Source organism: Acinetobacter sp. YH12094 (assembly GCF_013419295.1).
GTDB lineage: Bacteria > Pseudomonadota > Gammaproteobacteria > Pseudomonadales > Moraxellaceae > Acinetobacter > Acinetobacter amyesii.
Map to the genome: position 1 here is coordinate 1 of NZ_VPAK01000018.1, position 24,540 is coordinate 24,540.

29 protein-coding genes are annotated in these 24,540 nt (G+C 41.5%); 9 read left to right on the forward strand and 20 right to left on the reverse strand.

Going from position 1 to position 24,540, the window contains the following annotated elements:
- The 5 genes from FTU34_RS12880 to FTU34_RS12900 all read right to left on the reverse strand — a co-directional run.
- A partial coding sequence (locus FTU34_RS12880) for a GTP-binding protein (protein WP_180035858.1) occupies positions 1–625 on the reverse strand: 625 nt, incomplete at its 3' end.
- A 93-nt stretch (positions 626–718) separates the two neighbouring features.
- Positions 719–2,854, reverse strand: coding sequence for an elongation factor G (gene fusA / locus FTU34_RS12885; RefSeq protein ID WP_111885035.1), 2,136 nt, complete (start codon positions 2,852–2,854; stop codon positions 719–721).
- Between the two features lie 131 nt (positions 2,855–2,985).
- Complete coding sequence (gene rpsG / locus FTU34_RS12890; protein WP_005011815.1) at positions 2,986–3,456, reverse strand: 30S ribosomal protein S7; 471 nt, start codon at positions 3,454–3,456, stop codon at positions 2,986–2,988.
- A gap of 178 nt (positions 3,457–3,634) precedes the next feature.
- On the reverse strand, positions 3,635–4,009 hold the full coding sequence (gene rpsL / locus FTU34_RS12895) for a 30S ribosomal protein S12 (protein WP_000246374.1): 375 nt from the start codon (positions 4,007–4,009) through the stop codon (positions 3,635–3,637).
- 155 nt (positions 4,010–4,164) lie between these two features.
- Positions 4,165–5,625, reverse strand: a complete 1,461-nt coding sequence (locus FTU34_RS12900; protein WP_180035859.1) for an EcsC family protein — start codon at positions 5,623–5,625, stop codon at positions 4,165–4,167.
- A 273-nt stretch (positions 5,626–5,898) separates the two neighbouring features.
- Between FTU34_RS12900 and FTU34_RS12905 the strand changes: the two genes are divergently transcribed.
- Positions 5,899–7,128: a beta-ketoacyl synthase N-terminal-like domain-containing protein gene (locus FTU34_RS12905; RefSeq protein ID WP_111885033.1), complete on the forward strand. Its 1,230-nt coding sequence runs from the start codon at positions 5,899–5,901 to the stop codon at positions 7,126–7,128.
- A 68-nt stretch (positions 7,129–7,196) separates the two neighbouring features.
- Positions 7,197–7,649: a protoporphyrinogen oxidase HemJ gene (hemJ, locus tag FTU34_RS12910; protein ID WP_180025031.1), complete on the forward strand. Its 453-nt coding sequence runs from the start codon at positions 7,197–7,199 to the stop codon at positions 7,647–7,649.
- 495 nt (positions 7,650–8,144) lie between these two features.
- On the opposite strand, the gene FTU34_RS12915 is transcribed toward hemJ, so the two are convergent.
- The 8 genes from FTU34_RS12915 to FTU34_RS12950 form a co-directional block, all read right to left on the reverse strand.
- Positions 8,145–8,372: a hypothetical protein gene (locus FTU34_RS12915; RefSeq protein WP_180035860.1), complete on the reverse strand. Its 228-nt coding sequence runs from the start codon at positions 8,370–8,372 to the stop codon at positions 8,145–8,147.
- Between the two features lie 65 nt (positions 8,373–8,437).
- Positions 8,438–8,875 (reverse strand): hypothetical protein, encoded by a 438-nt coding sequence (locus FTU34_RS12920; protein ID WP_180035861.1) that lies wholly within the window; start codon positions 8,873–8,875, stop codon positions 8,438–8,440.
- A 197-nt stretch (positions 8,876–9,072) separates the two neighbouring features.
- Positions 9,073–9,546, reverse strand: a complete 474-nt coding sequence (gene lysM / locus FTU34_RS12925; protein ID WP_078190053.1) for a peptidoglycan-binding protein LysM — start codon at positions 9,544–9,546, stop codon at positions 9,073–9,075.
- A gap of 191 nt (positions 9,547–9,737) precedes the next feature.
- Complete coding sequence (gene acpP, locus FTU34_RS12930) at positions 9,738–9,974, reverse strand: acyl carrier protein (RefSeq protein ID WP_078190054.1); 237 nt, start codon at positions 9,972–9,974, stop codon at positions 9,738–9,740.
- A gap of 85 nt (positions 9,975–10,059) precedes the next feature.
- A complete protein-coding gene (fabG, locus tag FTU34_RS12935; protein ID WP_180035862.1) occupies positions 10,060–10,794 on the reverse strand; it encodes a 3-oxoacyl-ACP reductase FabG in 735 nt (244 codons plus the stop codon).
- Entirely contained in the window at positions 10,791–11,771 is a 981-nt protein-coding gene (gene fabD / locus FTU34_RS12940) for an ACP S-malonyltransferase (protein ID WP_168379587.1), read from the reverse strand. The genes fabG and fabD overlap by 4 nt, the downstream gene beginning before the upstream one ends.
- Positions 11,772–11,976: 205 nt before the next feature.
- Positions 11,977–12,159, reverse strand: coding sequence for a 50S ribosomal protein L32 (gene rpmF, locus FTU34_RS12945; protein WP_004279227.1), 183 nt, complete (start codon positions 12,157–12,159; stop codon positions 11,977–11,979).
- A gap of 77 nt (positions 12,160–12,236) precedes the next feature.
- Complete coding sequence (locus FTU34_RS12950) at positions 12,237–12,794, reverse strand: DUF177 domain-containing protein (protein WP_180035863.1); 558 nt, start codon at positions 12,792–12,794, stop codon at positions 12,237–12,239.
- Positions 12,795–12,891: 97 nt separating this feature from the next.
- Between FTU34_RS12950 and FTU34_RS12955 the strand changes: the two genes are divergently transcribed.
- From FTU34_RS12955 to FTU34_RS12965, 3 genes are all read left to right on the forward strand, one after another.
- Complete coding sequence (locus tag FTU34_RS12955; RefSeq protein WP_078194224.1) at positions 12,892–13,554, forward strand: elongation factor P hydroxylase; 663 nt, start codon at positions 12,892–12,894, stop codon at positions 13,552–13,554.
- A gap of 89 nt (positions 13,555–13,643) precedes the next feature.
- A complete protein-coding gene (locus tag FTU34_RS12960) occupies positions 13,644–14,261 on the forward strand; it encodes an L-threonylcarbamoyladenylate synthase (protein ID WP_078190059.1) in 618 nt (205 codons plus the stop codon).
- A gap of 103 nt (positions 14,262–14,364) precedes the next feature.
- Positions 14,365–14,691 (forward strand): hypothetical protein, encoded by a 327-nt coding sequence (locus tag FTU34_RS12965; protein WP_180035864.1) that lies wholly within the window; start codon positions 14,365–14,367, stop codon positions 14,689–14,691.
- A gap of 14 nt (positions 14,692–14,705) precedes the next feature.
- Here FTU34_RS12965 and FTU34_RS12970 read toward each other — a convergent pair whose 3' ends face one another.
- The gene (locus tag FTU34_RS12970) at positions 14,706–15,425 is read right to left on the reverse strand and encodes a GNAT family N-acetyltransferase (protein WP_180035865.1); all 720 of its coding nucleotides are present in this window, start codon (positions 15,423–15,425) and stop codon (positions 14,706–14,708) included.
- 339 nt (positions 15,426–15,764) lie between these two features.
- On the opposite strand from FTU34_RS12970, the gene FTU34_RS12975 reads away from it, so the two are divergent.
- The 3 genes from FTU34_RS12975 to rluB are packed head-to-tail and all read left to right on the forward strand — an operon-like array spanning position 15,765 to position 18,303.
- Entirely contained in the window at positions 15,765–16,559 is a 795-nt protein-coding gene (locus tag FTU34_RS12975; RefSeq protein WP_180035866.1) for a ScpA family protein, read from the forward strand.
- Positions 16,556–17,152, forward strand: coding sequence for an SMC-Scp complex subunit ScpB (gene scpB / locus FTU34_RS12980; RefSeq protein ID WP_078190063.1), 597 nt, complete (start codon positions 16,556–16,558; stop codon positions 17,150–17,152). Before FTU34_RS12975 ends, scpB begins: the two co-directional genes overlap by 4 nt.
- A 41-nt stretch (positions 17,153–17,193) precedes the next feature.
- Entirely contained in the window at positions 17,194–18,303 is a 1,110-nt protein-coding gene (rluB, locus tag FTU34_RS12985) for a 23S rRNA pseudouridine(2605) synthase RluB (RefSeq protein WP_180035867.1), read from the forward strand.
- Between the two features lie 46 nt (positions 18,304–18,349).
- Here the strand turns inward: rluB and bioD are convergent, their stop codons facing one another.
- The 5 genes from bioD to FTU34_RS13010 all read right to left on the reverse strand — a co-directional run bounded on the left by bioD (position 18,350) and on the right by FTU34_RS13010 (position 23,087).
- On the reverse strand, positions 18,350–19,000 hold the full coding sequence (gene bioD / locus FTU34_RS12990) for a dethiobiotin synthase (RefSeq protein ID WP_180035868.1): 651 nt from the start codon (positions 18,998–19,000) through the stop codon (positions 18,350–18,352).
- Entirely contained in the window at positions 18,997–19,785 is a 789-nt protein-coding gene (gene bioC / locus FTU34_RS12995; RefSeq protein WP_180035869.1) for a malonyl-ACP O-methyltransferase BioC, read from the reverse strand. The genes bioD and bioC overlap by 4 nt, the downstream gene beginning before the upstream one ends.
- A 7-nt stretch (positions 19,786–19,792) precedes the next feature.
- Positions 19,793–20,950 carry an 8-amino-7-oxononanoate synthase gene (locus tag FTU34_RS13000; RefSeq protein ID WP_180035870.1) on the reverse strand — a complete coding sequence of 386 codons (1,158 nt, stop codon included), beginning with the start codon at positions 20,948–20,950 and terminating at the stop codon, positions 19,793–19,795.
- Positions 20,947–22,239, reverse strand: coding sequence for an adenosylmethionine--8-amino-7-oxononanoate transaminase (gene bioA, locus FTU34_RS13005; protein WP_180035871.1), 1,293 nt, complete (start codon positions 22,237–22,239; stop codon positions 20,947–20,949). The genes FTU34_RS13000 and bioA overlap by 4 nt, the downstream gene beginning before the upstream one ends.
- Positions 22,240–22,325: 86 nt before the next feature.
- The gene (locus tag FTU34_RS13010) at positions 22,326–23,087 is read right to left on the reverse strand and encodes a YqiA/YcfP family alpha/beta fold hydrolase (protein ID WP_180035872.1); all 762 of its coding nucleotides are present in this window, start codon (positions 23,085–23,087) and stop codon (positions 22,326–22,328) included.
- 160 nt (positions 23,088–23,247) lie between these two features.
- Between FTU34_RS13010 and FTU34_RS13015 the strand changes: the two genes are divergently transcribed.
- Entirely contained in the window at positions 23,248–23,814 is a 567-nt protein-coding gene (locus tag FTU34_RS13015; RefSeq protein WP_180035873.1) for a peroxiredoxin, read from the forward strand.
- A gap of 57 nt (positions 23,815–23,871) precedes the next feature.
- Here the strand turns inward: FTU34_RS13015 and bfr are convergent, their stop codons facing one another.
- Positions 23,872–24,336: a bacterioferritin gene (gene bfr, locus FTU34_RS13020; RefSeq protein ID WP_067762676.1), complete on the reverse strand. Its 465-nt coding sequence runs from the start codon at positions 24,334–24,336 to the stop codon at positions 23,872–23,874.
- Between the last annotated feature and the right edge of the window lie 204 nt (positions 24,337–24,540).

Here is a 24,540-nt window from a genome sequence, read left to right on the forward strand (position 1 = left end):
TAGCACGTTCTGGTTCTGGGATGTAAGAGTCAAGAGCTTCAACAAGAGCAACTACAGCATCTTCGCCGTATTGACCAGCTTCACCATTAAGCGCTGCAAGAGCAGAACCACGGATTACTGGAGTGTCGTCGCCTGGGAAGTCATAAGTAGAAAGAAGTTCACGAACTTCCATTTCTACTAATTCAATTAATTCTTCGTCGTCTACGATATCGCATTTGTTTAGGAATACAACGATATAAGGTACACCTACTTGACGAGAAAGGAGGATGTGTTCACGAGTTTGTGGCATTGGACCATCAGTCGCTGAACAAACCAGGATCGCACCGTCCATCTGAGCCGCACCAGTGATCATGTTTTTAACATAATCGGCGTGACCTGGGCAGTCTACGTGAGCGTAGTGACGGATTGGAGAATCGTATTCTACGTGTGAAGTATTAATTGTAATACCACGTGCTTTTTCTTCTGGTGCAGAGTCGATTGCAGCGTAATCTTTCGCTTCACCACCGAATTTTTTTGCACATACAGTTGCAATTGCAGCTGTTAAAGTAGTTTTACCGTGGTCGACGTGACCAATTGTACCCACGTTAACGTGTGGCTTATTACGTTCGAACTTAGCCTTAGCCATGAGATCTTCCTTTTTAAACTACTCATGCAGGGATACTGCATGAGCATTTGGTTTTTAACTATGAATTAGTTTGGGCTTATAGTAATCGAAAGATTACTCGTCGTCACCTTTTTTACCGCCAGATTGGAACTTAGCGATGATGCCTTCAGCCACGTTACGTGGTGTTTCAGCGTATTTAGCGAATTCCATAGAATAAGTCGCACGACCTTGAGACATAGAACGCATATGAGTTGCGTAACCAAACATCTCAGAAAGTGGAACTTCTGCACGGATAGCTTTAGTACCACCAGGTAAATCGTCCATACCTTGAACAAGACCACGACGACGGTTTAAGTCACCCATGATATCGCCCATGTAGTCTTCTGGAGTTTCTACTTCAACTTTCATGATAGGCTCAAGAAGAACAGGATCTGCTTTCATGAAACCGTCACGGAATGCGTAAGAACCAGCCATTTTGAACGATAATTCGTCAGAGTCGACGTCATGGTAAGAACCATCGAACAATGTCGCTTTGATGCCAACAACTGGATAACCAGCTAGGACACCATTCTTCATACGTTCTTGGATACCTTTGTCAACCGCACCGAAGAATTCTTTAGGTACTACACCACCAACAACTTCTTCAGCGAACTCGTAGTCTTTACCAGCATCTTCAGCAAGTGGTTCTAAACGTACGTATACGTGACCAAACTTACCTTTACCACCAGTTTGACGTACGAACTTACCTTCTTGTTCAACTGATTTTTTGATCGTTTCACGGTAAGCTACCATTGGTTTACCAATGTTCGCTTCAACGTTGAATTCACGCTTCATACGGTCAACAATAATGTCAAGGTGAAGCTCACCCATACCAGCAATAATTGTTTGACCAGATTCTTCGTCAGTACGTACGCGGAATGATGGATCTTCTTTCGCCAAACGACCTAAAGCAACAGACATTTTTTCTTGGTCAGCTTTAGTTTTAGGCTCAACCGCAAGCGCAATTACTGGCTCTGGGAATTCCATACGCTCTAGTGTAATTACATTATTTTCATCACATAATGTATCACCAGTCGTAGTATCTTTAAGACCTACACATGCTGCGATATCACCCGCACGAATTTCTTCAATATCGTGACGGTCATTTGCGTGCATCTGTACGATACGGCCAACACGTTCGCGCTTCATTTTAACTGGGTTATAGCAAGGGCTACCTGCTTTAAGCACACCAGAGTAAACACGTACGAATGTTAAGTTACCTACAAATTTGTCGTTCATGATTTTGAACGCAAGCGCAGAGAACGGAGCATCATCAGACGCTTCACGAGAACCTTCAGTTTCGTCTTTGTCGTCAAGGATACCTTTAATCGCCTCGACATCAGTCGGCGCAGGTAAGAATTCAATTACAGCATCCAACATACGTTGAACACCTTTGTTTTTGAACGCTGAACCACAAAGCATTGGTTGAATTTCATTCAACAATGTACGTGCACGTAAACCTGAAACGATTTCTTCTTTAGTTAACTCACCTTCTTCAAGGTACTTGTCCATGAGTTCTTCTGATGCTTCCGCAGCAGCTTCAACCATGTTAGTACGCCATTCGTTAGCAGTATCAACTAATTCAGCAGGGATTTCGCCATATTCAAACTTCATACCTTGAGACGCTTCGTCCCAGATAATCGCTTTCATTTCGATTAGGTCAACAACACCCTGGAAGTTTTCTTCTGCACCGATTGGAACAACGATTGGCACTGGATTACCACCAAGACGTGTTTTAACTTGTTCAACAGCACGGAAGAAGTTCGCACCAGTACGGTCCATTTTGTTCACGAATGCAATACGTGGAACTTTATATTTATTTGCTTGACGCCATACAGTTTCAGACTGAGGTTGTACACCACCTACAGCACAGTAAACCATGCATGCACCGTCAAGAACACGCATAGAACGTTCAACTTCAATCGTGAAGTCTACGTGTCCTGGGGTATCAATTACGTTAATACGGTGCTGTTCGAATTGGTTACCCATCCCTTTCCAGAAGCATGTTACTGCCGCTGAGGTAATAGTAATACCACGTTCTTGCTCTTGTTCCATCCAGTCTGTAGTTGCAGAACCTTCGTGAGTTTCACCAAGTTTGTGACTCTCACCTGTGTAGAACAAAATACGTTCTGAAGTGGTAGTTTTACCAGCATCAATGTGCGCAGAGATACCAATGTTACGATAACGAGAAATTGGGGTTTGACGAGCCATGATTTCTAGCATTCCTAAATTTTGTTGTTTAAAACAGGACGCTTTAAGCTGCATAGCAACTTAAAGCGATTCGATGACAAAACAGTGACAACTGATTTATCACCCTCCTGAATAGGGGCTGTTTTATCCGCTTAGAAACGGTAATGAGAGAAGGCTTTGTTGGCTTCAGCCATACGATGCACATCTTCACGTTTTTTGATCGCTGCGCCTTTACCTTCAGCTGCATCAAGCAACTCACCAGCAAGACGTAAAGCCATAGTTTTTTCAGAACGCTTAGCAGCAGCATCTACTAACCAACGCATAGCCAAGGCAGTACGACGGGATGGGCGTACTTCCATAGGCACTTGGTATGTAGCACCACCAACACGGCGTGCTTTTACTTCGACCATAGGACGAACTTTTTCAAGAGTAGTCTCGAAAAATTCAACTGGGTCTACTTTAGATTTTTCTTGAACGCGGTCTAAAGCACCGTAAACGATACTTTCAGCAATAGATTTTTTACCATCTTGCATTACGTGGTTCATGAATTTAGCGATTGTTTGGCTGCTGAACTTAGGATCCGGAAGGATTTCACGGGCAGCAACTACGCGACGTCTTGGCATTTTAATACACCTAATAAATATGACACTTCAGGTTACTCCAGCAGGTGCACAAAGTGTCATGTGCTTTCGCTGGCCTTACTATACGTCGCTTGGAATTTTCACAAAAAATGCAGAAATCAGACAAGCGAGACGATAAAGGATTGCAGTTCTAACGAACTAAGAAGCCAATCTTTTCAGATTATTTCTTAGGACGTTTAGCACCGTATTTAGAACGAGACTGGTTACGATCTTTAACACCAGCACAGTCTAAAGAACCACGAACGGTATGGTAACGTACACCTGGTAAATCTTTAACACGACCACCACGGATAAGAACAACACTGTGCTCTTGTAGGTTATGGCCTTCACCACCGATGTAGCTAGAAACTTCAAAACCTGAAGTTAAGCGAACACGGCAAACTTTACGCATTGCTGAGTTAGGTTTTTTAGGTGTAGTTGTGTAAACACGTGTACAAACACCACGACGTTGTGGACAAGCCTTCAACGCAGGAACTTTAGATTTTTCAACTAAAGTTGTACGACCCTTACGGATCAACTGATTTGTTGTTGCCATTTGGCAATTCTCCCGTTAATAAAAAGCCCCAAAAAATACTACTTTTTGAGGGCATGCAATTGTAAGCGAAGACTTAAAATTGGTCAACAATATACGATCATCGAAAACATTTATTCATCATGAGTTGCGCAATTTTTCACCCACAAATAAATAGTTTATTTTTCAGAAGAATCTGCTGATTTTTTTGTAACTTTATCTACGGCTGCTGTTTTGGCTTTACGCGGCTTAGTTTTGGGTGCAGCTTTTTCCACTGGGACATCCTCCTGCTGTACAGATTCCAACACATTAAACTCATCTTTTTCAGCTAAAGCAGGTTTTTGCGCAGCCCCGGGTGTATGAGGCTCAACAACTTTCTCCGCAAGTGCCTCCAAACCTTCTGAGACTTTTTGTTCCTGCTCTACTTCCACTTCGGCTGCATCAGAGTTTTTAACTTGTGCTTTTTTAGTGACTTTTACTGCGCGGATACTCTCATGACCTGTAACATCTATGGTCTGATCTAGTACAGGCTCAGCCAAATCAATATCTTTCGCCTTAATACCTTCTAGTAATTTAGGTGTTGCTTGAGCAAGCAACTCAAGAGAACGCTCATAGGCATGTAAAGGTGACAAGCTAATATCCTGATGCTGCAAAATATATTGGCGCGCATTAGAAAAGACTTGCTGTGCCTTCTGATTCACTTCATCCACTAAACGGCGACTATACACCACACTTACACCAACACTCGCCACAGGAGATAATCGTGATAGCTGATTTAACAATGAAACTTTTGGCATTTGATTGAGCCATGCCCACTTAAACTGACCATTTTCATCTAGTACATATTTTTTCAATGCTGCTGCATCAGTATCTGAACCCACCAATTGCTGCAATTGATGTAAATCACTATTTTGTAGCGTACTGCTCAGAGCTTTTATTGCCATAAGCAAAGTTTGTTTTTCTGCAATTAAACTCAAGTCGACCTGTTTAAAAATAAACTGAACAATATCTTGGTCACTTTCTTTGCTTAAGTCGAAACCATAAGAACGTCCAACTTGATAAATCACTCGCAGAGTCATAATCAGTGAAGCAGGGATATCAATACTTGAACCAATGACACCTGTCGCACCTGTTAAAGCCCCTTGAATCGAAGCAATCCATTTATTTTGCTCACCCAGAGCCTGACTAATACGACGCGAACGATCGACATCTTGTGTCAACTCTTCTAAATCACGTACCCCAGCTTCATCCAGTACCGCATCTACAGATGAAATATCCGAACTAAAATGATTAAGTTGATCAAATAAATAATCAGAAATTTTGTCACTAAATTGAGGAGCAACAAAATTAGCCACATTATTTACAGTATTAAAATGTCGACCGAATAATTGTCTAGAAACATTTGGAACGTGTTCACGTAAGATTTGCTGAGGATTATCATATTTTTTTACATCAAATACGCCCGCTTGCCTTGACTGCCCCTCCAAGGTTTGACCATTTTTTTGAGGTTGAATGACCTTAGTTACGGATTCGGGTGCGACATGATTAATGATGGACACCCCAGTAGAACTGAGCTTTTTAGCCACTCCAAAGGCGTTTGAGAGTAGACCTACCGTTGGTTTATTATTCGTTTTCACCATTCACTACCTCATTAAAACTATTCTTTAAATTATTGATAAATACTAGGTGTAGTCAAACTTTATCACAACTTGAATATGTATCTTTAAGTTAAGTTTTTTGCTGCATCGTTGCAAATTAGCTCAGTCAACAATAGGCATAGGATTTGCCATAAGAATTCAAAAAGCTTTCTGCTATCATTATTCCAATCAAATTATATGAGTTCGCCTATTTAGAAAGTTTCCTTCGTATACTTTCAATAGCTTGCTCACACACTACCTATAAAGGATCTGTAGATGAAACGTGTTGTAATCACTGGTATGGGCATCAACTCATGCATTGGTAATACATTAGAAGATGTCACTCATTCTTTGCAAAACGGGATTTCTGGAACACGTTTCAACCCAAGTTATGCTGAACTTAATTTTAAAAGTCATGTCAGTGCGGCTGCAGAACAAAACTTTGACGGTATTGACCGCCGTTTAAAACGCTTTATGGGCGTATGCGCAATGTATGCATACAACTCAGCTTTGGCTGCGGTAGAAAATGCAGGCTTAACAGCAGAACAAATCGGTGGTAATCCACGTTACGGTATTGCGGGTGGGTCAGGTGGTGGTTCAACTGCATCTGTTGTGGAAATGAAAGAACTTCTAGACACCAAAGGTGCACGTAAAGTTGGTCCATTCTTTGTACCACGTAACATGACCAACACCATTACCGCAAACGTGGGTGTGGCATTTAAAATGCAAGGTATTGCACATACGATTACTAGCGCTTGTGCAACATCTGCAGATGCCATTGGTTATGCATACAACCTGATTCAATTAGGCAAACAAGACTTAATGCTTGCCGGTGGTGGTGAAGAAGACCATTGGTCACAAAGTCTTTTATTTGATGCAATGGGCGCACTTTGTTCAAAATATAACGACACTCCAGAGACTGCTTCACGCCCTTACTCTGCTGACCGTGACGGTTTCGTGATCGCTGGCGGCGGTGGCTTCGTTGTACTAGAGTCACTTGAACATGCTCAAGCACGTGGTGCAAACATTTTGGCTGAAGTTGTCGGCTATGCAGCAAATTCTGACGGCGCAGACATGGTTGCACCATCGGGCGAAGGTGCGACGCGTTGTATCCTTATGGCTTTAGAAGAAGCTAAACAACATGGTGTGGATACCATCGACTATGTTAATACACACGGTACATCTACTCCGGCAGGCGATGTCACTGAACTTAAAGCGATGGAGCGTGCTTTCGGTGAAGGGCAAGTTCCTCCGCTCAGCTCAACCAAGTCGATGACCGGTCACAGTCTGGGTGCTGCAGGTGTACAAGAAGCAATTTACTCTATTTTAATGATGCAAAATGACTTTATAGCACCGAACATCAACGTGACTGAACTTGACGAAGGCGCAAAACCTTTTGATATCGTACTTGAAAAACGTGATGCAAAATTGAATACTGTGATGAGTAACAGTTTTGGTTTTGGCGGTGTAAACGCTTGCCTCGTTTTCAAAAAATGGGAAGCTTAATATAAAGTTTGCTGCTTTGGCGCTTCGGTGCCAAAGCACACACCCACCGCCCTTTTAAGGGTCAATATATGGATGCTCCATCAGATGCTTTCCTCTGGGTCAAAGCATTACATATCATCGCAGTTGTTTGCTGGTTCGCAGCGCTATTCTATCTCCCTCGCCTTTATGTCTACCACGCTATGAGTGATGATGCTACGAGTCATCAGCGCTTTCAAATCATGGAACGCAAGCTATACCGTGGCATTATGTGGCCTGCAATGATTGCTACACTGATCACGGCGCACTTCCTCGTCGATTGGGGTGATGCAACACAACACTACCATGAAGCGCTTTGGTTCTATTTAAAAGTTGGATTGGTTGGACTATTGGTGATTTATCATTTTGTTTGTGGTTATTACCGTAAAAAGCTTATCGAAAATGCACATTATAAGTCACATAAATTCTGGCGTTATTTTAATGAAATGCCCACTTTGATTTTATTTGCGGTTGTTATTTTAGTTGTAGTGAAACCTAACTTCTAAACGACTATAAAAAAGCCCCTACTCATTGGGGCTTTTTATTTATCTTATTTCATATTCAAAAATTACAACTGCACACAGCTATCTAAAATATTCCAATTGTGTGCTCTAAATTGCTCACGCGGATACGGCACTTCAGCACGCAACACCCCCTCCTTTTAAAGAAACGTCGGCCGTGGCTATTTTGATTCAACTACGTTAAATAAGTCGCACCCTGATTCAACAAACTAAAAATCATAATACGATCATTCAAAATGTGCCCTGCAAGCACATAGCGCTCCCAAGGCACCCCTCTATATTGGACAAAGTATTGCCCAAATAGTTTTTGATATGCCAAGATGAATACTATCCCTGCTCTTGACCAGCCTGCATCCTAAACGAATGATAAGAAAACTCAGATAGCTGTGCCGCCTTTTCATATTGCTTAAACAATTGATTCGTAGTTTGATTTGTCAAATAAAACCAATACATCAACGAGGTACTCCAGCCCGATGATTGCTACACCCGCTTCAACACCGCATATACGCCATAGGCTTCCAATTGTGCTGCTGAGCGCAAACTCAACTGACTGACACTTAAAGGCTCCAAATAAACAACTTGTCCAGTCTTTAATTGCTCATTACGTATAATTCGAACATAACGTGCCAGCCAGTTTTGAATCAGCATCCTTTCAACCAATGAGATCGGGCGCTCAAGCATCTGCTGCAATCTTTGATATTCAGCCATATATGCATCCAGCTTATCCTCTTTATTTAAAGCAATATTGATCAGATAAAGGATCGCCAACTGATTTAAATACTTAAGTCTGGATATGTGGAATTGCTCGGCATACTTAAACTGCGGTATTGATCTGCATGCTGCAACCATGTGTTAAAGCGCTGCAACGACACCTTTTCTTGCTGTATCAACGCACCAAGCACCAGACGATGTTCAACAACAAATGCACTAACCGCCGTAGGATCATCGACCAGCAATTGCTGAAACTCAGCAACTAAATTCGTCTGTTCTTCTGACCACTTTTCACGCGTTAGCTTCGCATTCAATGGCTGGCCCAATGCATTCTGATGCTCTTGCCCCAACAAACTAAATGCCCAATCTTGATGATAACGATAGCGCCCAACATTCAATGCCGAAAACCGATCTCCAGCATTCAGCCCAAGCAAGTTAAAATACGGCTCTTGTGTGTAATTTGAATGATAAGAAATTTCAGACTGCTGCCACTTGAGCACCCGAGGATCAATACGCTCATCCTACCGCGGCCAAAGACACACAACAACTGCAAGCAACAGTAAGATAATAAAGATGATTTTTTGTTTCATTGATTTCTTATTTTGAATTATTTCAGCCGTATTATATTTAACCCCACCATTCACGCATACAAAAAAAAGCCATCGAAAGATGGCTTTTTTACTGTAAACACAAATATTTATGCAGGAATACGCAGCACTTGCCCTGGGAAAATGTCATCGGCATTTTTTAACAAAGGACGGTTCGCTTCAAAAATTTTATTGTATTGATTTGCATCACCATAAAATTCTTTAGAGATTTTAGACAAATTATCCCCTGATTTAACAGTGTAGAATTTACTTTCAGGCTCAGGACTCGTCACTGTTAACTGATCATCTACTTGTGCCACATGATCAATATTCCCTACTGCTAAGATAATCTTTTCACGATCTGCTTGGCTTTGTACCTGACCTTTCACTGTTGCTAGATCTGAAGTACCGTTATAACTCACAGACAAACCAGTTACAGGCAAGCCCAGTGCTTTGATATGACCCAATAACTTATTGGCAATTTCTTGTGCAGATGGTTCAGAAGGTGTTGCTGGCGCTGCTTGAGGTTCCGCAGGCGCTGTATTTTTTTTACCAATACCTTTTACAAAATCAAAAAGACCCATATTTTTCTCCGTTGTTTTTACTGTTTTAAATCATTTAACTATTGTTCAAACTCTATTCTTATAGCTAAAAAATAACCGCTTTTGAGTTGTTGTTGGTGACAGAAACGTAAGCTAATGTAAAAACAAAATATTCGGCATAAAAAAAGCCACCGAATGGTGGCTTTTTAAATCAGCATCGCTGAAATCTAAAATTAACCTAGTTTCTTAGAAACGTAGTCAATTGCAGATTGTACAGTAGTGATTTCGTTTGAATCTTCATCAGGAATAGTGATGTCGAAATCGTTTTCGAAAGACATAACTAATTCAACTAGGTCTAGAGAGTCTGCACCTAAGTCATCCATGAAAGAAGCTTCGTTTTTGATCTCGTCTGCTTTAAGACCAAGTTGTTCAGCTACTGCTTGTTTTACGCGTTGTTCGATATCGCTCACAGGAATTCTCCTCATTGCTTGTGGCGTTTTTAATGCCGTTAGTTTAATTGAATCTAAATCGTTTTGAAAGTTTATACTTGAGCGCTTAGCTCATGTATAAACCACCATTTACATGTAATACAGTTCCGGTAATGTAACTTGCCTTTTCAGAAGCAAGAAAACTTACGGCATTTGCGATATCTTGCGGCTCACCTAAACGGTTTAAAGCCACTTGATCACTCATCTTTTTACGAATTTCTTCGCTTAACTGTTCTGTCATTTCTGTTGCAATAAAGCCCGGAGCCACTGCATTTACAGTGATTTGGCGGCTTCCCATCTCTTTTGCAAGGCTGCGACCAAAGGCCTCAATCCCTGCTTTTGCAGCAGAATAGTTTGCTTGTCCTGGGTTAGCAAAATGTGCAACCACAGAACTAATATTAATAATTCGGCCAAAACGTGCTTTGGTCATACCCTTTAAAACACGTTTAGAAAGTCGATAAACGGCTTTCAAATGAATGTTGAGAATGTCATCCCAATCATCTTCTGACATACGAAGTAACAAATTATCTTTGGTAATACCAGCATTGTTCACCAAAACCAATACAGAACCAAAGTTTTGCTCAATGTCTGATACCAATGCATCAATTGCAGTTGTATCACGTACATCTAGAACTTTACCCGCACCATTTTCAGCAAAAGCAGCAGATAATTTTTCCGCACCCGCTTCTGAAGTTGCAGTACCTACAACAAAATAACCGTCTTGAATCAATTGCTGAGCAATTGCTGCTCCAATCCCTCGGCTCGCACCTGTTACTAAAGCAACTTTGCGTTCTTGTGTCATGCAATTTTCCCTTCTGCCACTAAAATGGCATTCAGTGCATCTTCCATACGACCTTTCGTGTCGAGTGGGAATGCTTTTTCAATATTTGGCAAACGTTTTGCGAGATTCGCAAGGACATTACCCGGACCACATTCAGCAATGTACTGAATACCCTGGTCTTGCAAATACTGCATGGTCTTTGTCCACTGTACAGATTGGTATAACTGTGCAGTTAACGCCTGACGTAATTGCGCTACATCAGTCGCGATTTCAGCGCCTACATTTTGTATTACAGGTATAGTAGGCAGCTCAATGGCAGTTTGTTCCAATGCTGTCGCAAACTGTTCAGCAGCAGGTTTCATCAATGCACAATGCGATGGCACAGAAACCGGAAGTGCGATTGCCTTACCGCCATTTTCTTTAGCAGCAGCCATAACCGCTTCAACCATGGCTTTATCGCCCGCAATGACAACTTGACCTTGTGCATTGTAGTTTGCAGCATCTACTGAACCTGGGCCTTCTGCTTGAGCACAAAGTTCAATGACTTTGGCATCATCTAGACCCAAAATTGCCGCCATTGCACCTTGACCTTCAGGTACAGCACTTTGCATTAACTGACCACGTAGGTTCACCAGTTTAACGGCATCACCTAGGCTCATCGCACCTGCAGCAACCAAGGCGCTGTATTCACCTAATGAGTGACCTGCAAGGTATTTCGGTGCAACACCACCTAACTCTAACCACACACGCCATAAAGCAATACTGGCAGTCAGTAGTACAGGTTGAGTAAATTCTGTTTGGTTTAACCCTTCACCACTTTGAGCAATTTGCCAAAGATCAAAACCAACTGCTTCTGATGCTTCTGCAAATGTTGCTTGCACACTACTAAACTGTTCTGCAAGTTCAGCGAGCATGCCGACTTTCTGTGACCCTTGACCCGGGAACACGAATGCAGTTTTAGTAGCTTGAGCTGCTTGCTCGAGTTGTTTAGCAGACATAAAAAAATCCTTTATCAAGACTGGTGAATTTATGCTATTTGGACATTTATTCAACACAATCCCATGTAAGCTTGTTTCAGGGACGGAAATTTAACACTTAATTTTTGTCTTGGTAATTGCCAAATGCAACAAAAAATCGGTACAAAAAAAGGGAGCTTAACGCTCCCATTTTTTCTACTAAGCTTGACGCTTAATACATCACCAATTATTCAGCAGATGCTTTAGCGAATAATTGACGACCACGGTAGATACCATCTTTAGATACGTGGTGACGACGGTGAGTCTCGCCAGTAGCTTGGTCTACAGTTAATGCATTCTCGGTTAAAGCGTCATGTGAACGGCGCATGTCACGGCGAGAGCGACTTTTACGGTTTTGCTGAACGGCCATGATGGCTCCTTACAAAGATCGAAAAAATGGATCAGAACAAATTCGATTGTCTTATACTCAAGAGTATAACACAAAAATTAGTTAAGTTTACCCTTCAAACCTGCCAAAACATCAAACGGGTTGTCCCGTTTTTCTTCAGAAAGCTCTTCAGCGGCAGGTTGATGCTTATGTTCACAAGCGTCGTGCTTAGGTGACAAAGGCATCAACAATAACAATTCATCCTCTATCAGTGAGAGTAAATCAGCAGTCGCAGGCGCATCATATGAACCTTTGGTTGTTGCTTCACTTTCACCTAAAACGATGAAATCAGCATCCTCATCCAAGCGCTCTATCAGTGACTCGTCATCTACAAGAGCTAGATGAAAACTTGAAACAAGTGGGATCTCAACAGTATCCAGACAACGCTGGCATTCCATTGGAACATTTGTTTCAACATGACCATCTAGCCATACAATGCGATGATAAGCATCCATTGATAGCTTACAGTCTATGTTAATCAATTGATCATCAATTGATCCAACAGCTTCACGAGCAATACGAACAAAGCGAGATAATGGCAGTGTTCCTGACCATTTAAAGCCCTGTTCAGCCCATTTAAACGGCTCAATCTGTGCCGGAAAGGTATTTGCTGACATAATTAAGGCGGCAATTCTACAAATTCATCAGTACTCTGTCAAAGATTAAGATACAATTTTGTACTTATTTAGACAGACCATTTGGGTAACTTAAGTTATGCATCTGTTGCAGCCGCAAACAGAAGTGAATGTTTCATCACTTATGAGCACAATTTCAACGCTTGATTCTGACATTTCAACCGACCAAGTGCAACTCTCGGCTTGGGAGAAACTTTCCACAGAAACAGAACACGTCGATTGGCTCATCTTACACTTTAATCATTGGTTTTCCCACCTGAATGTGTGCTTAGTGAAAGGTGACTGTGAGCCCGAGTACTTTCCTGCCGATTTAAACGGCCCTGCCCGTATTCAATTTGCTCATGGTTATTTCAATAGCGCTTTGCATGAAATTAGCCATTGGACTATTGCTGGCGAGCAACGCCGTTTACTTCCCGATTTAGGCTATTGGTATGCACCAGATGGTCGTAGCAAAGAGCAACAAGCCCTCTTTGAACAGGTAGAAATTAAGCCCCAAGCGATCGAATGGTTATTTGCCAAAGCCTTTGGACGTAAATTTCGTGTCTCACTTGATAACCTCACTGGTGAAGGCGGTGATGGCAGTAGCTTTAAAGATAATGTCTATGCACAATTACAGGCTTATTTTAAAGGTGAAGCCAAACTTCCACGCGATGCTTGGCGCTTTATCCAATGCATTTGCCACTGTACACGTGCTGGCAAAATGTTACAGGCGAATGAATTTCAACGTGAAATGCTTGATTAAATTATACAATTTGACTGCATTTCACGTTGCACAAAGCGAATAGACCGCGACATAATGTCTAGAGCTTTTAATAATAAGAGGAAAACGACATGTTGCATTTAAGAATACATCCGGAAAATCCTCAGCCCCGTTTAATTACGCAGGCCGTTGAACGGATTCGTGCCGGCGATGTGGTGGTTTATCCTACAGATGCCGCCTATGCCATCGGTTGCCAGATTGGGAACAAAAATGCCATGGAACGCATTGCCCAAATTCGTCAGCTCGATGCTAAACATCAATATGCGATTATTTGTGCAGATTTATCTGACATTGCCACGTATGCCAAAGTCGACAATGCCATGTATCGTCTATTGAAAAATAACACCCCTGCGGTCACCACCTTTATTTTGCCTGCGACCAGTGAAGTTCCTCGCCGTTTAATGCATCCTAAAAAGAAAACCATTGGACTGCGTATTCCGAGCAACCCGATTTGCCAATTATTACTCAAAGAATTGGGTGAGCCTTTATTAACATCGACCTTAATTTTACCGGGCCAAAAAGAACCGATTGATGATCCTTACGAAATTGAACTGCAAATCGGCAAACGCATAGATGTATTGATTGATGGCGGTTTAGGTACTTTAAATACCACTAGCGTTGTAAACCTTGCAGGTGAATACCCTGAAGTGATTCGCCGTGGTGTCGGTGATGTCAGTGCCTTTGAATAGCATGTACTGTTAAATACATGCTGTTACCGATCAGAGGCACAGCATGTAAAGGTCATCTGCTCAAAACGCGGTTAAAGCACCTTTCGATAAAGGAATCGACCTGATGACTTTATTTCAAATTTTACTCAAGCTCCAAAATGCGATAGACCTCAGTGTCTCCGAGCAAAACAGTCTTAATCATCTTGCCATATATGCCACTGAGCCGTGGACTTTAGAATCCAAGGCTCAACTGAGGGCAATAGATAAAAATTTAATTTTACCAACAGCGATAACACCGCCGCAGGATTTTCATTATTTTCTGCATGCATCAACGGTTAAATCGCTGTTTAAACATCCATCTGGTCAAAATCTCTGCTCGCAAGCACAGTGCCAAGTCATCATCGAATTTGCACTTGAACAAAGGGTCTTACTAACAGGTTCAAAGCCTTGATCGTGTACTTTTGCTCAAGCGCAATAAAGCTGCATAAATTCTTTTAAGTGAATTTTTTGTTGTCCCTGCTCATCAAAATTATTTGTATTGAGCCAAGCTGCATATGCTTGAGACAACATTGGCCAATCCTGATCCAACATCGCAAACCAAGCAGTATCACGATTACGACCTTTCACTATCACATGTTGACGAAACAACCCTTCAAATTGAAAACCAAAACGCAAAGCAGCGTTTTTCGAAGGCGCGTTCAAGTCATCACACTTCCACTCCACCCGTCGATATCCCGCTGCAAAGCATGCTTTTAACAACAGATAAATAGTTTCTGTTGCTGCGGTTGATTGCTTCATTAAACTTGAAAAATAGACATTGCCAATTTCAATGACGGCATGTGCTGGGCGTACATTGAGCAAACCAATCCACCCTACAACGGCTTCACCAACCTCAATGACATAATGCATGGAACCCGCAAAATGAAAGGATTGCTGAAAATAATCACGCAATTGCTGCATGCTTTGAATTTGAGAATAAGGCAAATACGTCCAACAGCGTTCATCGGGTTCTTGTTGTACTGTCTGCCATAGCCGCTGTAAAAGACTGTCATCAAGCTGATCGGGCAACATCGGAATAAGTCGAACAGATTGCCCCTCTTCGGTTTTACACCTGAACTGGCAAGGTTCAAACTGCGCCAACGTCATCCCTACGGCCTGACCCCATTGATTATATTGTTGTGGCATAGCAAATATTCTTTTAGTCAATTCATTCAAATCATTTCATGCTGGACGCCCATCATCCAGATATCACAGCTTAAATGAGTTCATTGAGTGATGAGTGTATTTTTTACAATTAACACAAGATGTGATCGATATCACAGCTTTAAAATTTTACATATGTATAAATAAAGCCTATTCCCTATAAATTTTAAGTTTTTTACCCAATTCAACCGTTCAGTAATTTCTTTAAACGCATTTTTCCATTACACTATTCCCTATAACTTTTGTGCTTTTACTTTCGATGTGAGATCGAAGCGAAAGCTGTCTGCATGCCTTTGAAAATTCGCGTGGCCTATAATTGCAATGAACCAAACTGTCCATAATTCTATGGAAGATGCTCCACACATTCGCGTTTTGGATGAGTGGCAAGAAGCTATTCCAGAAGATTTGTACATTCCACCCGCTGCATTTGAAATTCTATTAGAGCATTTCGAAGGACCACTCGACTTTCTGATTTACCTGATTCAAAAAAATGGCTTCGACTTATTACAAGTCGATATTGCCCCGATTGCATCCCAATATTTGTCTTATATGGATGCAATGAAATCCCTAGATATTGAATTAACCGCAGACTATATGGTGATGGCAGCCCTATTGGCCGATTTAAAATCGCGCCTATTATTGCCAAAACCTAAATCGACCACAGCACATGAACAAGATCCTAAACAAGAATTGATTGACCGTTTAGAAACCTATTTGCGCATCAAACAAGCTGCGGAAAGATTAGGTCAAATGTCGGTATTGGATCGAGATACTTTCGATACCAATGTCAGTTTAGGAACGATTGTCGAAACCAATGACGGTTATGACATTCAATTACTTCGTGATGCCATACTCTGTGTTTTTAATCGACCAGAACCAGTTACCCACCAAATTTTACAAGAACCTGTCTTACTCGAAGAACGTATTGCTTATATTGAAACTAAGCTTGAGTCAGGTGAAGTATTAGATTTTGCGGACTTACTCAAACCAAGCCAAGGCCGCATGGGTGTTGTCGTGACATTTATGGCCGTGTTGGAACTGACACGCCAACAAAAAGTCCAAATTGTCGCATCAGGTGTAGAAGCACCGCTTGCAATTCAGGGAGCACGTGCATGAACACTGAACTTAAACAAATGACTGCGGTTTCTTCAGAAGATAATCTGCATGAAATTTTGATGCAGCTTGAAGCCATTATTTTTGCCAGTGAAGCGGCAGTGAGTATTGCCCGTTTAAAAGAGGCTTTCCAAGACCGTTTCAGTAAAACCGAATTACGCCAATATTTGCAGCAACTTTCAATGCTGCAACACGGCAGATCAATTGAACTTGTTGAAACCGCTCAAGGTTTCCGTTTTCAAGTACGTGCAAAATATCGTAATATTATTGCACAGACCTGGCCTGAACGACCAACTCGTTTATCGCCATCCTTGCTCGAAACTCTTTCTGTCATTGCTTACCATCAACCGGTAACCCGCGCAGATATTGAGCAAATCCGCGGGGTGACCAACAATAGTCAAATTTTACGTACGTTATTTGACTGGAACTGGATTAAAGAATCTGGTTTTCGTGAACTCCCAGGACGACCCGCGTTGTTAGTTACAACGCCTCAATTTTTAAATGCTTTTGGTCTAACCTCTTTGGGCCAATTGCCTCCCCTGCAGGATGCCAAGGAAGCTTTTATGGCCCTCGATGCGAATGCACCGAAGTCATAAATAGGTGAACTGTTGATGATAATTTCTAAGGTTATGCTGTCATGAGTGAAAAATTGCAAAAGGTGCTCGCACGCGTTGGTTTGGGTTCTCGCCGTTATATGGAAGAAGTCATTGCCGCTGGTCGTGTGAGCGTAAATGGGCAAGTTGCCCAAGTGGGTGAACGTATTGAACCGGGTGATGAGCTTCGCATCGATGGTCGTAAAGTTCAGTTCCAAATTGAAGACGAAATTCGTCGCCGTGTGTTGATTTACTATAAACCAGAAGGCGAAATTTGTTCACGCAATGACCCTGAAAACCGTCCAACGGTATTTGAACAATTACCTCAAATTACAGGTGATCGTTGGGTGATGGTGGGTCGTCTAGATATTAACTCTACAGGTCTATTGCTGTTCACGAATGACGGTGAACTGGCGAACCGTTTAATGCACCCTTCTAGCGAAATCGAACGTGAATATGCCGTTCGTGTCATGGGTGAAGTCACTCCTCAATTAAAAAACAACATGTTACAAGGTGTTGTTTTAGATGATGGCCCTGCAAAATTTGAGTCATTCTCTGAAATTGGTGGTGACGGTATTAACCGTTGGTATCAAGTGGTCGTAAAAGAAGGTCGTAACCGCGAAGTTCGTCGTATTTTCGAATCTCAAGGCTTAAAAGTGAGCCGTCTTTTACGTACACGTTATGGTTCAGTAATTCTGCCACGCGAACTACGTACTGGTCGTTGGATCGAGCTAGATAAACAAGATATTGACAACTTAACCAAGTCCGTTGAGCTTAAACCTCGTCAAGGTACTGGCCTGTTTGGTATGGCGAAACGTCGTACTGAACGTATGCAAGACAAACCAATGGCAGCACGTCGTGGTGGTTACTTACGCCAACAACGTCGTGACAGTGACGAAAACCAGCCACAACAAAGCAATGGTTATCAAGACAACCGTGGCGAACGTCGTACTGAAGGTGGATTCCAAGGCAATGGATTTAATCGTTCAGAGCGTCGCAACGACGGTTTCAACAATAACCGTAATGATCGCAACAGTGAAAACTTCGGTAACCGTGAACGTCGTAACGACAATTATGGCAATCGTGAGCGTCGTAATGACTCTGTGCCAAGTCGCGCATTTAGCGGAAACAACAAAGGCTTTAAGAAATTTTAATTTCTTAAGCACAAAAAAACCGCTCATTTGAGCGGTTTTTGTTTCTTTATACAGATGGAATTACAGGAACATCAATCCATAACGCCCCTGAAAAGTGTTTGGCTAAATATGCTTTTAAATATTCAGCAGTATCTTTAGAAATCAATGCATCTTGCGATTCATCATTTAAATTATAAGCCAGTGCATAAAGCACTAAGCCACGACTTTTTAGTGCTTCCAAACTTAAAATCGTATGGTTAATGCTGCCCAAACGACCTGATGTCACCAAAATAACGGGATATTGTTTCTCTACAACATAGTCGATGGTTAAAAGATCCGTGGTTAATGGCACCATCAACCCACCCGCACCTTCGAGTAAAACGTTGTCATATTTTTCAGTTAAACGTTTTGTAGCGTATTCGATTTTAGCAAAATCGATTTCACGCCCATCGAGTTTGGTGGCGAGATGTGGCGACGCAGGATAACTAAATATTTCAGGCATCGTGAGTTTGGTTTCATCTTCGACCAACAACCCCGTACCCATAATTTGACGATGTTGTTCTATATCCTCAGAAATATCGACATTGCCTGTTTGGATCAACTTTTGCGTGATCGTTCGCGCCCCTTGTTCATTCCATATTTTAGCCAAATAGCCCGTGGTATATGTTTTCCCGATGCCTGTATCGATCCCACTAATGAAATAAACTTGCCCTGTCATGGCATTCTCCGTGCAATACAAAAAATCGGATGATAGGTCAGTGCATAACGCATCTGCCCAGATTCATCACGCAAAGAAAACTGTTGATATGCTGAATAAAAATCAAAGAGCGATTGTTTCGTCCAACGAAAATGTGAGGCTGTCGCAGTCACACCTGTCGCTTTTAAATGCTGCAAAACCTGCTTTGGATGATCAAAATATAATGCCGCTGTCTGCTCTGAAAGATGCAGAATTTCAAAACCATTTTGACTTAATATGATTTGAAGCATATCAACATCGAGGTAGTCCAAACCCTGCCCAGTCAAAGCTTTTATTTCCTGTAAATTCTGCTGTCCAAAGGTCGAAAAACAAAAATATGACTCTGGATTTAAACTTTGAAAGGCTTTTTCGACAATGCCTGCAAAGTTCCCTACCCATTGCAAAGCCGAACTGGATGCGATCAAGTCGATATGCTGTGGAAATTCAAGTTGTTCGATATCTCCAAGCCAGTACTGAATCTGCGGACTTGATGAAAAATGCTGTTGAATTTCTGCATATAGATCATTTAAAACCAAATGATTGATTTGCATATTTTCCAGCATCAAATGGCTTAAATTCCCCGAACCACATCCGATTTCAAAAACCGTTTCTACAGGATGATTTTGCAACTTTGGACAATACTGCTGCATTAACTCAAATACATGTTGAGCAATCTCTTTTTGTGCAACGGCATGTTCAGCATAGCTCTGCCCTGCCTGAGCAAAGCGCAACGCCACTTGGGATTTATCAATCTCAATATTATTCACAAGTCACTCACAACAATTGAGTCAACTGATCAAGATCTGTTTGTGTAATCTGAGCAGTGAGTGAAATGCGTAAGCGCGAACTATGCTGCGGCACAGTGGGTGGACGTACAGGCATGATATAAAAACCTGCCGTTTGCAATGATTGAGCCTTGGCAACTGTTTTATTCGACTCGCCAATAATGACGGGCACAATATGTGATGTAGATGGACAATCAAAACCTTTGTCTTGCACCGCTTGTTGCAAATTTTGACTGATTTGCAGTAAATGGTGACGCTCTGCTTTTAAATTTAAAACATTCTTGAAAATAAAATCTGTCCACGCCATACAGATCGGGGGCTGTGCGGTACTAAAAATCAACGGTCGCATCGAGTTAATCAAATAGTCACGAATAATCGCATGACAGATGAGATATCCCCCTATTGAAGCCAGTGCTTTACCAAATGTCCCGACTAAAAGATCAATATCATCCATCACCCGATATTGCTCAGCACAGCCTAAACCACGCTCACCGCGCACACCGATCGCATGCGCCTCATCGACATACAACATCACTTTGGAAAATTGTTTTTTGATCCGTACCAGTTCAGCCAAATCGGTTTCATCACCATCCATACTGAAAATCGATTCAGTCACCACAATGATCCGCTCAAAAGCCTCATCTTCATGATATTTGCATAAAAGCTGAGAAAGATGCGCCAAATCATTATGGCGATAACGTACATATTTCGCACTCGATAATCGGATGCCATCAATCAAACTGGCATGAATTAACTTATCCGCCAATATCAAGGTTTTACTGTCTGCCAGTGCAGGTAAAATCCCGATATTCATGTGATAGCCGCTGTTAAATAACAGTGCAGATCGACCATGAAAGGCATCACTTAATGTTGATTCAAGTTGTTCATATTCAGAAAAGTTTCCTGTCAATAAACGCGATGAGGATGAACTCATCCAACGCTGTGCGTTCGGGGTTTCATCAAAGAATTGTTCACGTAGATGTAGGTTTGAAGCCAAACCTAAATAGTCATTTGACGCTAAATTCAACATGGTATGATCGTGAATACTAATGTAACGATCATGCTGATGATTTGAAGTGAACTGACGTAAGTTGCCTTGCTGTTTTAGTTGATCAAGTTGATCTGAAAAATGGTTGAGCAGATTCATGCTGGCTGCACCATGTTTTTCACCACCTCAACCATGTGTTCTAACAAATTTTTTAATTCATGCTCTGAAATAATATATGGGGGCATCACATAAACCAGCTTACCGAATGGACGAATCCAAATACCACGACGGACAAACTCCTGTTGTAGGGTTTTCATATCTACATTAAAGGTCAATTCCACCACACCAATTGCACCAAGTATTCGTACATCTTGCACATAATTGAGTTTAGCTAACGAACTCAAGCCCAACTTTAGCTGTTGTTCTATACGTTGAATATTACTCGCCCAGTCCTGTTGCATTAAAAGTTGGGTACTTTTCAGCGCAACTGCACACGCCAGCGGATTCGCCATAAAGGTTGGCCCATGCATAAATACACCGGCCCCACCTTGACTAATGGTTTCTGCGATATGCTTGGTAGTCAGAGTTGCTGACAAAGTCATATATCCGCCAGTCAAGCCTTTGCCAATACACATAATGTCCGGCTCAACTTCAGCCCATTCCCATGCAAATAATTTTCCGGTACGACCAAAGCCTGTGGCAATTTCATCAAAAATCAATAAGACCTGATATTTCTCACAGAGTAATTTAGCTTGACGCAAATATTCAGGATGGTAGAAACGCATGCCTCCTGCACCTTGCACAATCGGCTCTAGAATCAATCCCGCAATATTTTCATGCTGTTCTGAGAGAGTCTTTTCTAGTTCAGCAATATCCGCAGGATTCCATGCATCGTCAAACGCCGTTTGCGGAGCAGGTACAAAAATACGATTAGGCAAACTAGAACCAAAGATTTGGTGCATGCCCGTTACTGGATCGCAGACCGACATCGCATTCCATGTGTCACCGTGATAGCCCGAACGCGGCGTCACAAAGTTAGTCTTTTGGGTTTGACCCAATGACGACCAATATTGCACCGCCATTTTCAATGCCACTTCTACAGCCACTGAGCCTGAATCTGCATAAAAAATTTTATCTAAACTGGGCGGGGTAATATTAAGGAGCAATTTGCCTAACTGAATTGCCGGATCATGCGTGAAACCGCCAAACATAATGTGTGACATCTGTTGCAGTTGATCGGTCACTGCCTGATTTAGCTCGGGATGGTTATAACCATGAATTGCACACCACCATGAAGACATACCGTCAATCAATTGACGACCATCTTCAAGCTCAATCATTACCCCTTGCGCACGTTTCACTTTAAACGTTGGAAGGGGCTGAGTCATCGATGTATAGGGATGCCAAATATGCTGCTGATCAAATTGTAGATCGGTTAAATTGACCATCCCTCACTCCATGTATCAGGCTTAAACATCAATGTGGCAAGATGTTAAACCCACGGCAAGGAAAAATAAATTGCCATAAAGCCCAGCTATTCAGAGATTTGTTCTATTTTCTTTAAATATTGGAAGATTTTGCAACTTATGACTTCAGATTGAAACAATGGAAAGCCATGTGAGCCAGAAACCAATTTAGTCTCCAAAAACTTTACAGCTAAATTACGCAGTAAGCGTTCAACTTTGTAACTAACTAAAAAATCTTGCTTAGCAAACAAATGGTATTGATGACCAGTGTAATTTTTCAAGATACTGACATTATTAAGCTTCTCCAAACAGTTCAATCCTGCTCGAAGCACATCTAAATTTTGCGCTTGAATCAAACTTTGCAAGGTGATGAAATCTTGCTTGCTGCTATCAGTACCCTGACAAACCATATAACCAAACTTTTTTAGGGTCGAAATTGCATCCTGCTCGAAAGATTGTTTGAAGCTTTGAAAACTGACTTGATCCATCGCAGCAGGCCACTGTTCATGAGCCACAAAACTTGGATTTGAACCTAATGTAATCAGCACTTTCTGTTGTTGATATTTTTTTTGAATTTCATCTACCAAAATCGTCGCCAATTGACCACCAAGAGACCAGCCAATAATCACATCAAATCGCTGCGCCAATTCAACTTTCTGTTCGAGCACTTCTAGATTTAAGGCATCAAAAATATTCCATAATTCGACCTGATAACCTTGAGCGATCAATGCCTGCTGTAAAGGAGCAAGTAATTTACGACCGCCGCCCCAGCCAGTAATAAGTAAAATATGTTGATTCAATACAAACTCTAAAATTAAACGATTCCACATAGTATAAAAGTTCAGAGCACGTTTGATAGTGGCATTTCAGCACATCAACCGATTTGCCAAAAGACATTCGAAATCTACTTCAATAAATAAAAAATCAGCTAGCCTACAGCGCTTTAAAATTTGCTAAGATCAGATAAAGAACAATATAAACTGATGCTCTATGAAAGTTTCTTCATTGCTAAAAATCTGTTTAATGACATGTGCTTTAATAGCAACCACCCAAATCACAGTTGCCGAAACATCAATACTCAGCACCAGTCAAAACAAACAAAAACAATGGGTTGGCACACCCGCACCCAACTTTAAATTACAAGATCAAAACGGAAAATGGCACGAACTGAAGCAATATCAAGGGAAATGGCTCGTTCTGTACTTTTATCCCAAAGACAACTCACCCGGTTGTACAGAAGAAGCCAATCAATTTAAAACCCTATATCCACAATTTTTAAAAAGTAATGCGGTTGTTTTGGGCGCAAGCTTAGATGATGTTGCATCACATCAAAAGTTCTCTAAAGCACTCGGACTTCCCTTTCCAATTCTTGCCGACCAACAGCATAAGCTGGCGACACAGTTAGGTATTGTACGAAACTTAGGGATTTTGAAAGTTGCCAAACGTGAAACCTTTCTGATTGATCCGAAAGGCATTATTGTGTATCACTACAGTAGTGTGAATACACAGACACATGCGGCGCAAGTTTTGGCAGATATCAAAAAACTACAACAATAGTTTTCATGACTTAATAAAAAACCCAGCTTGTGCTGGGTCTTTAGATTCTTTCGCAATTTACATTTGAGACTGAATATAGTTTGGTAAGCCAATCAGTTCGATCAAACGCATTTGCTTTTCAAGCCAGTAGGTATGATCTTCTTCAGTATCTGACATTTGCTGACGGAGCATATCACGGGTCACATAGTCACCCTTTTCTTCACACAATTTTACGCCTTGAGCAAGTTTCTCACGAACATGATATTCAAGCGCCAAATCCGCTTTTAAACAAGTCACAACGTCTGTACCGACTTCAATATCATCACGATTCATATTCGGCGTTCCTTCAAGGAACAATACGCGACGAATCAATGCATCTGCATGTGAGCCTTCTTCTTGGCTTTCATGATCGATACGTTCAAAGATTTTACTTAAGCCCCAATCTTCATACATACGGGAATGAATTAAGTATTGATCACGAGCAGCCAGTTCGCCACCGATCAGCATATTTAAGTAGTCTACGACTTCTGGATTGCCACGCATTTTCTTCACTCCATACCCTTTTCAAATATTATGGACAAGTTTCAAAATGAATGCAAAATATAATTTTTGTAAGCTTATGATTTTTATATAATTTAAATGATAAACATACGCATTTGCAGTTCAATTCCGCGCATTTTTCACATATAAAAGAAGCCCTTGCAGAATATTTAAGGCATTTAGAACACGAAATAATCAAAAATCGCT

Bases quoted from the DNA above. Each gene is read 5' to 3' on its own strand.
- FTU34_RS12915 (WP_180035860.1), bottom strand. From the start codon at position 8,372: ATGGCTGAATATCAAAGATTGCAGCAGATGCTTGAGCGCCCGATCTCA.
- fusA (WP_111885035.1), bottom strand. From the start codon at position 2,854: ATGGCTCGTCAAACCCCAATTTCTCGTTATCGTAACATTGGTATCTCT.
- rpsL (WP_000246374.1), bottom strand. From the start codon at position 4,009: ATGGCAACAACAAATCAGTTGATCCGTAAGGGTCGTACAACTTTAGTT.
- bioD (WP_180035868.1), bottom strand. From the start codon at position 19,000: ATGACAGGGCAAGTTTATTTCATTAGTGGGATCGATACAGGCATCGGG.
- FTU34_RS12950 (WP_180035863.1), bottom strand. From the start codon at position 12,794: ATGTCAGCAAATACCTTTCCGGCACAGATTGAGCCGTTTAAATGGGCT.
- FTU34_RS12960 (WP_078190059.1), top strand. From the start codon at position 13,644: ATGTTGCATTTAAGAATACATCCGGAAAATCCTCAGCCCCGTTTAATT.
- FTU34_RS12905 (WP_111885033.1), top strand. From the start codon at position 5,899: ATGAAACGTGTTGTAATCACTGGTATGGGCATCAACTCATGCATTGGT.
- FTU34_RS13010 (WP_180035872.1), bottom strand. From the start codon at position 23,087: ATGTGGAATCGTTTAATTTTAGAGTTTGTATTGAATCAACATATTTTA.
- FTU34_RS13015 (WP_180035873.1), top strand. From the start codon at position 23,248: ATGAAAGTTTCTTCATTGCTAAAAATCTGTTTAATGACATGTGCTTTA.
- bioA (WP_180035871.1), bottom strand. From the start codon at position 22,239: ATGGTCAATTTAACCGATCTACAATTTGATCAGCAGCATATTTGGCAT.
- rluB (WP_180035867.1), top strand. From the start codon at position 17,194: ATGAGTGAAAAATTGCAAAAGGTGCTCGCACGCGTTGGTTTGGGTTCT.
- FTU34_RS12965 (WP_180035864.1), top strand. From the start codon at position 14,365: ATGACTTTATTTCAAATTTTACTCAAGCTCCAAAATGCGATAGACCTC.
- FTU34_RS12955 (WP_078194224.1), top strand. From the start codon at position 12,892: ATGCATCTGTTGCAGCCGCAAACAGAAGTGAATGTTTCATCACTTATG.
- FTU34_RS12975 (WP_180035866.1), top strand. From the start codon at position 15,765: ATGAACCAAACTGTCCATAATTCTATGGAAGATGCTCCACACATTCGC.
- fabD (WP_168379587.1), bottom strand. From the start codon at position 11,771: ATGTCTGCTAAACAACTCGAGCAAGCAGCTCAAGCTACTAAAACTGCA.
- rpmF (WP_004279227.1), bottom strand. From the start codon at position 12,159: ATGGCCGTTCAGCAAAACCGTAAAAGTCGCTCTCGCCGTGACATGCGC.
- bfr (WP_067762676.1), bottom strand. From the start codon at position 24,336: ATGCGTGGCAATCCAGAAGTCGTAGACTACTTAAATATGCTGATCGGT.
- rpsG (WP_005011815.1), bottom strand. From the start codon at position 3,456: ATGCCAAGACGTCGCGTAGTTGCTGCCCGTGAAATCCTTCCGGATCCT.
- fabG (WP_180035862.1), bottom strand. From the start codon at position 10,794: ATGACACAAGAACGCAAAGTTGCTTTAGTAACAGGTGCGAGCCGAGGG.
- FTU34_RS13000 (WP_180035870.1), bottom strand. From the start codon at position 20,950: ATGAATCTGCTCAACCATTTTTCAGATCAACTTGATCAACTAAAACAG.
- scpB (WP_078190063.1), top strand. From the start codon at position 16,556: ATGAACACTGAACTTAAACAAATGACTGCGGTTTCTTCAGAAGATAAT.
- FTU34_RS12970 (WP_180035865.1), bottom strand. From the start codon at position 15,425: ATGCCACAACAATATAATCAATGGGGTCAGGCCGTAGGGATGACGTTG.
- FTU34_RS12900 (WP_180035859.1), bottom strand. From the start codon at position 5,625: ATGGTGAAAACGAATAATAAACCAACGGTAGGTCTACTCTCAAACGCC.
- hemJ (WP_180025031.1), top strand. From the start codon at position 7,197: ATGGATGCTCCATCAGATGCTTTCCTCTGGGTCAAAGCATTACATATC.
- lysM (WP_078190053.1), bottom strand. From the start codon at position 9,546: ATGGGTCTTTTTGATTTTGTAAAAGGTATTGGTAAAAAAAATACAGCG.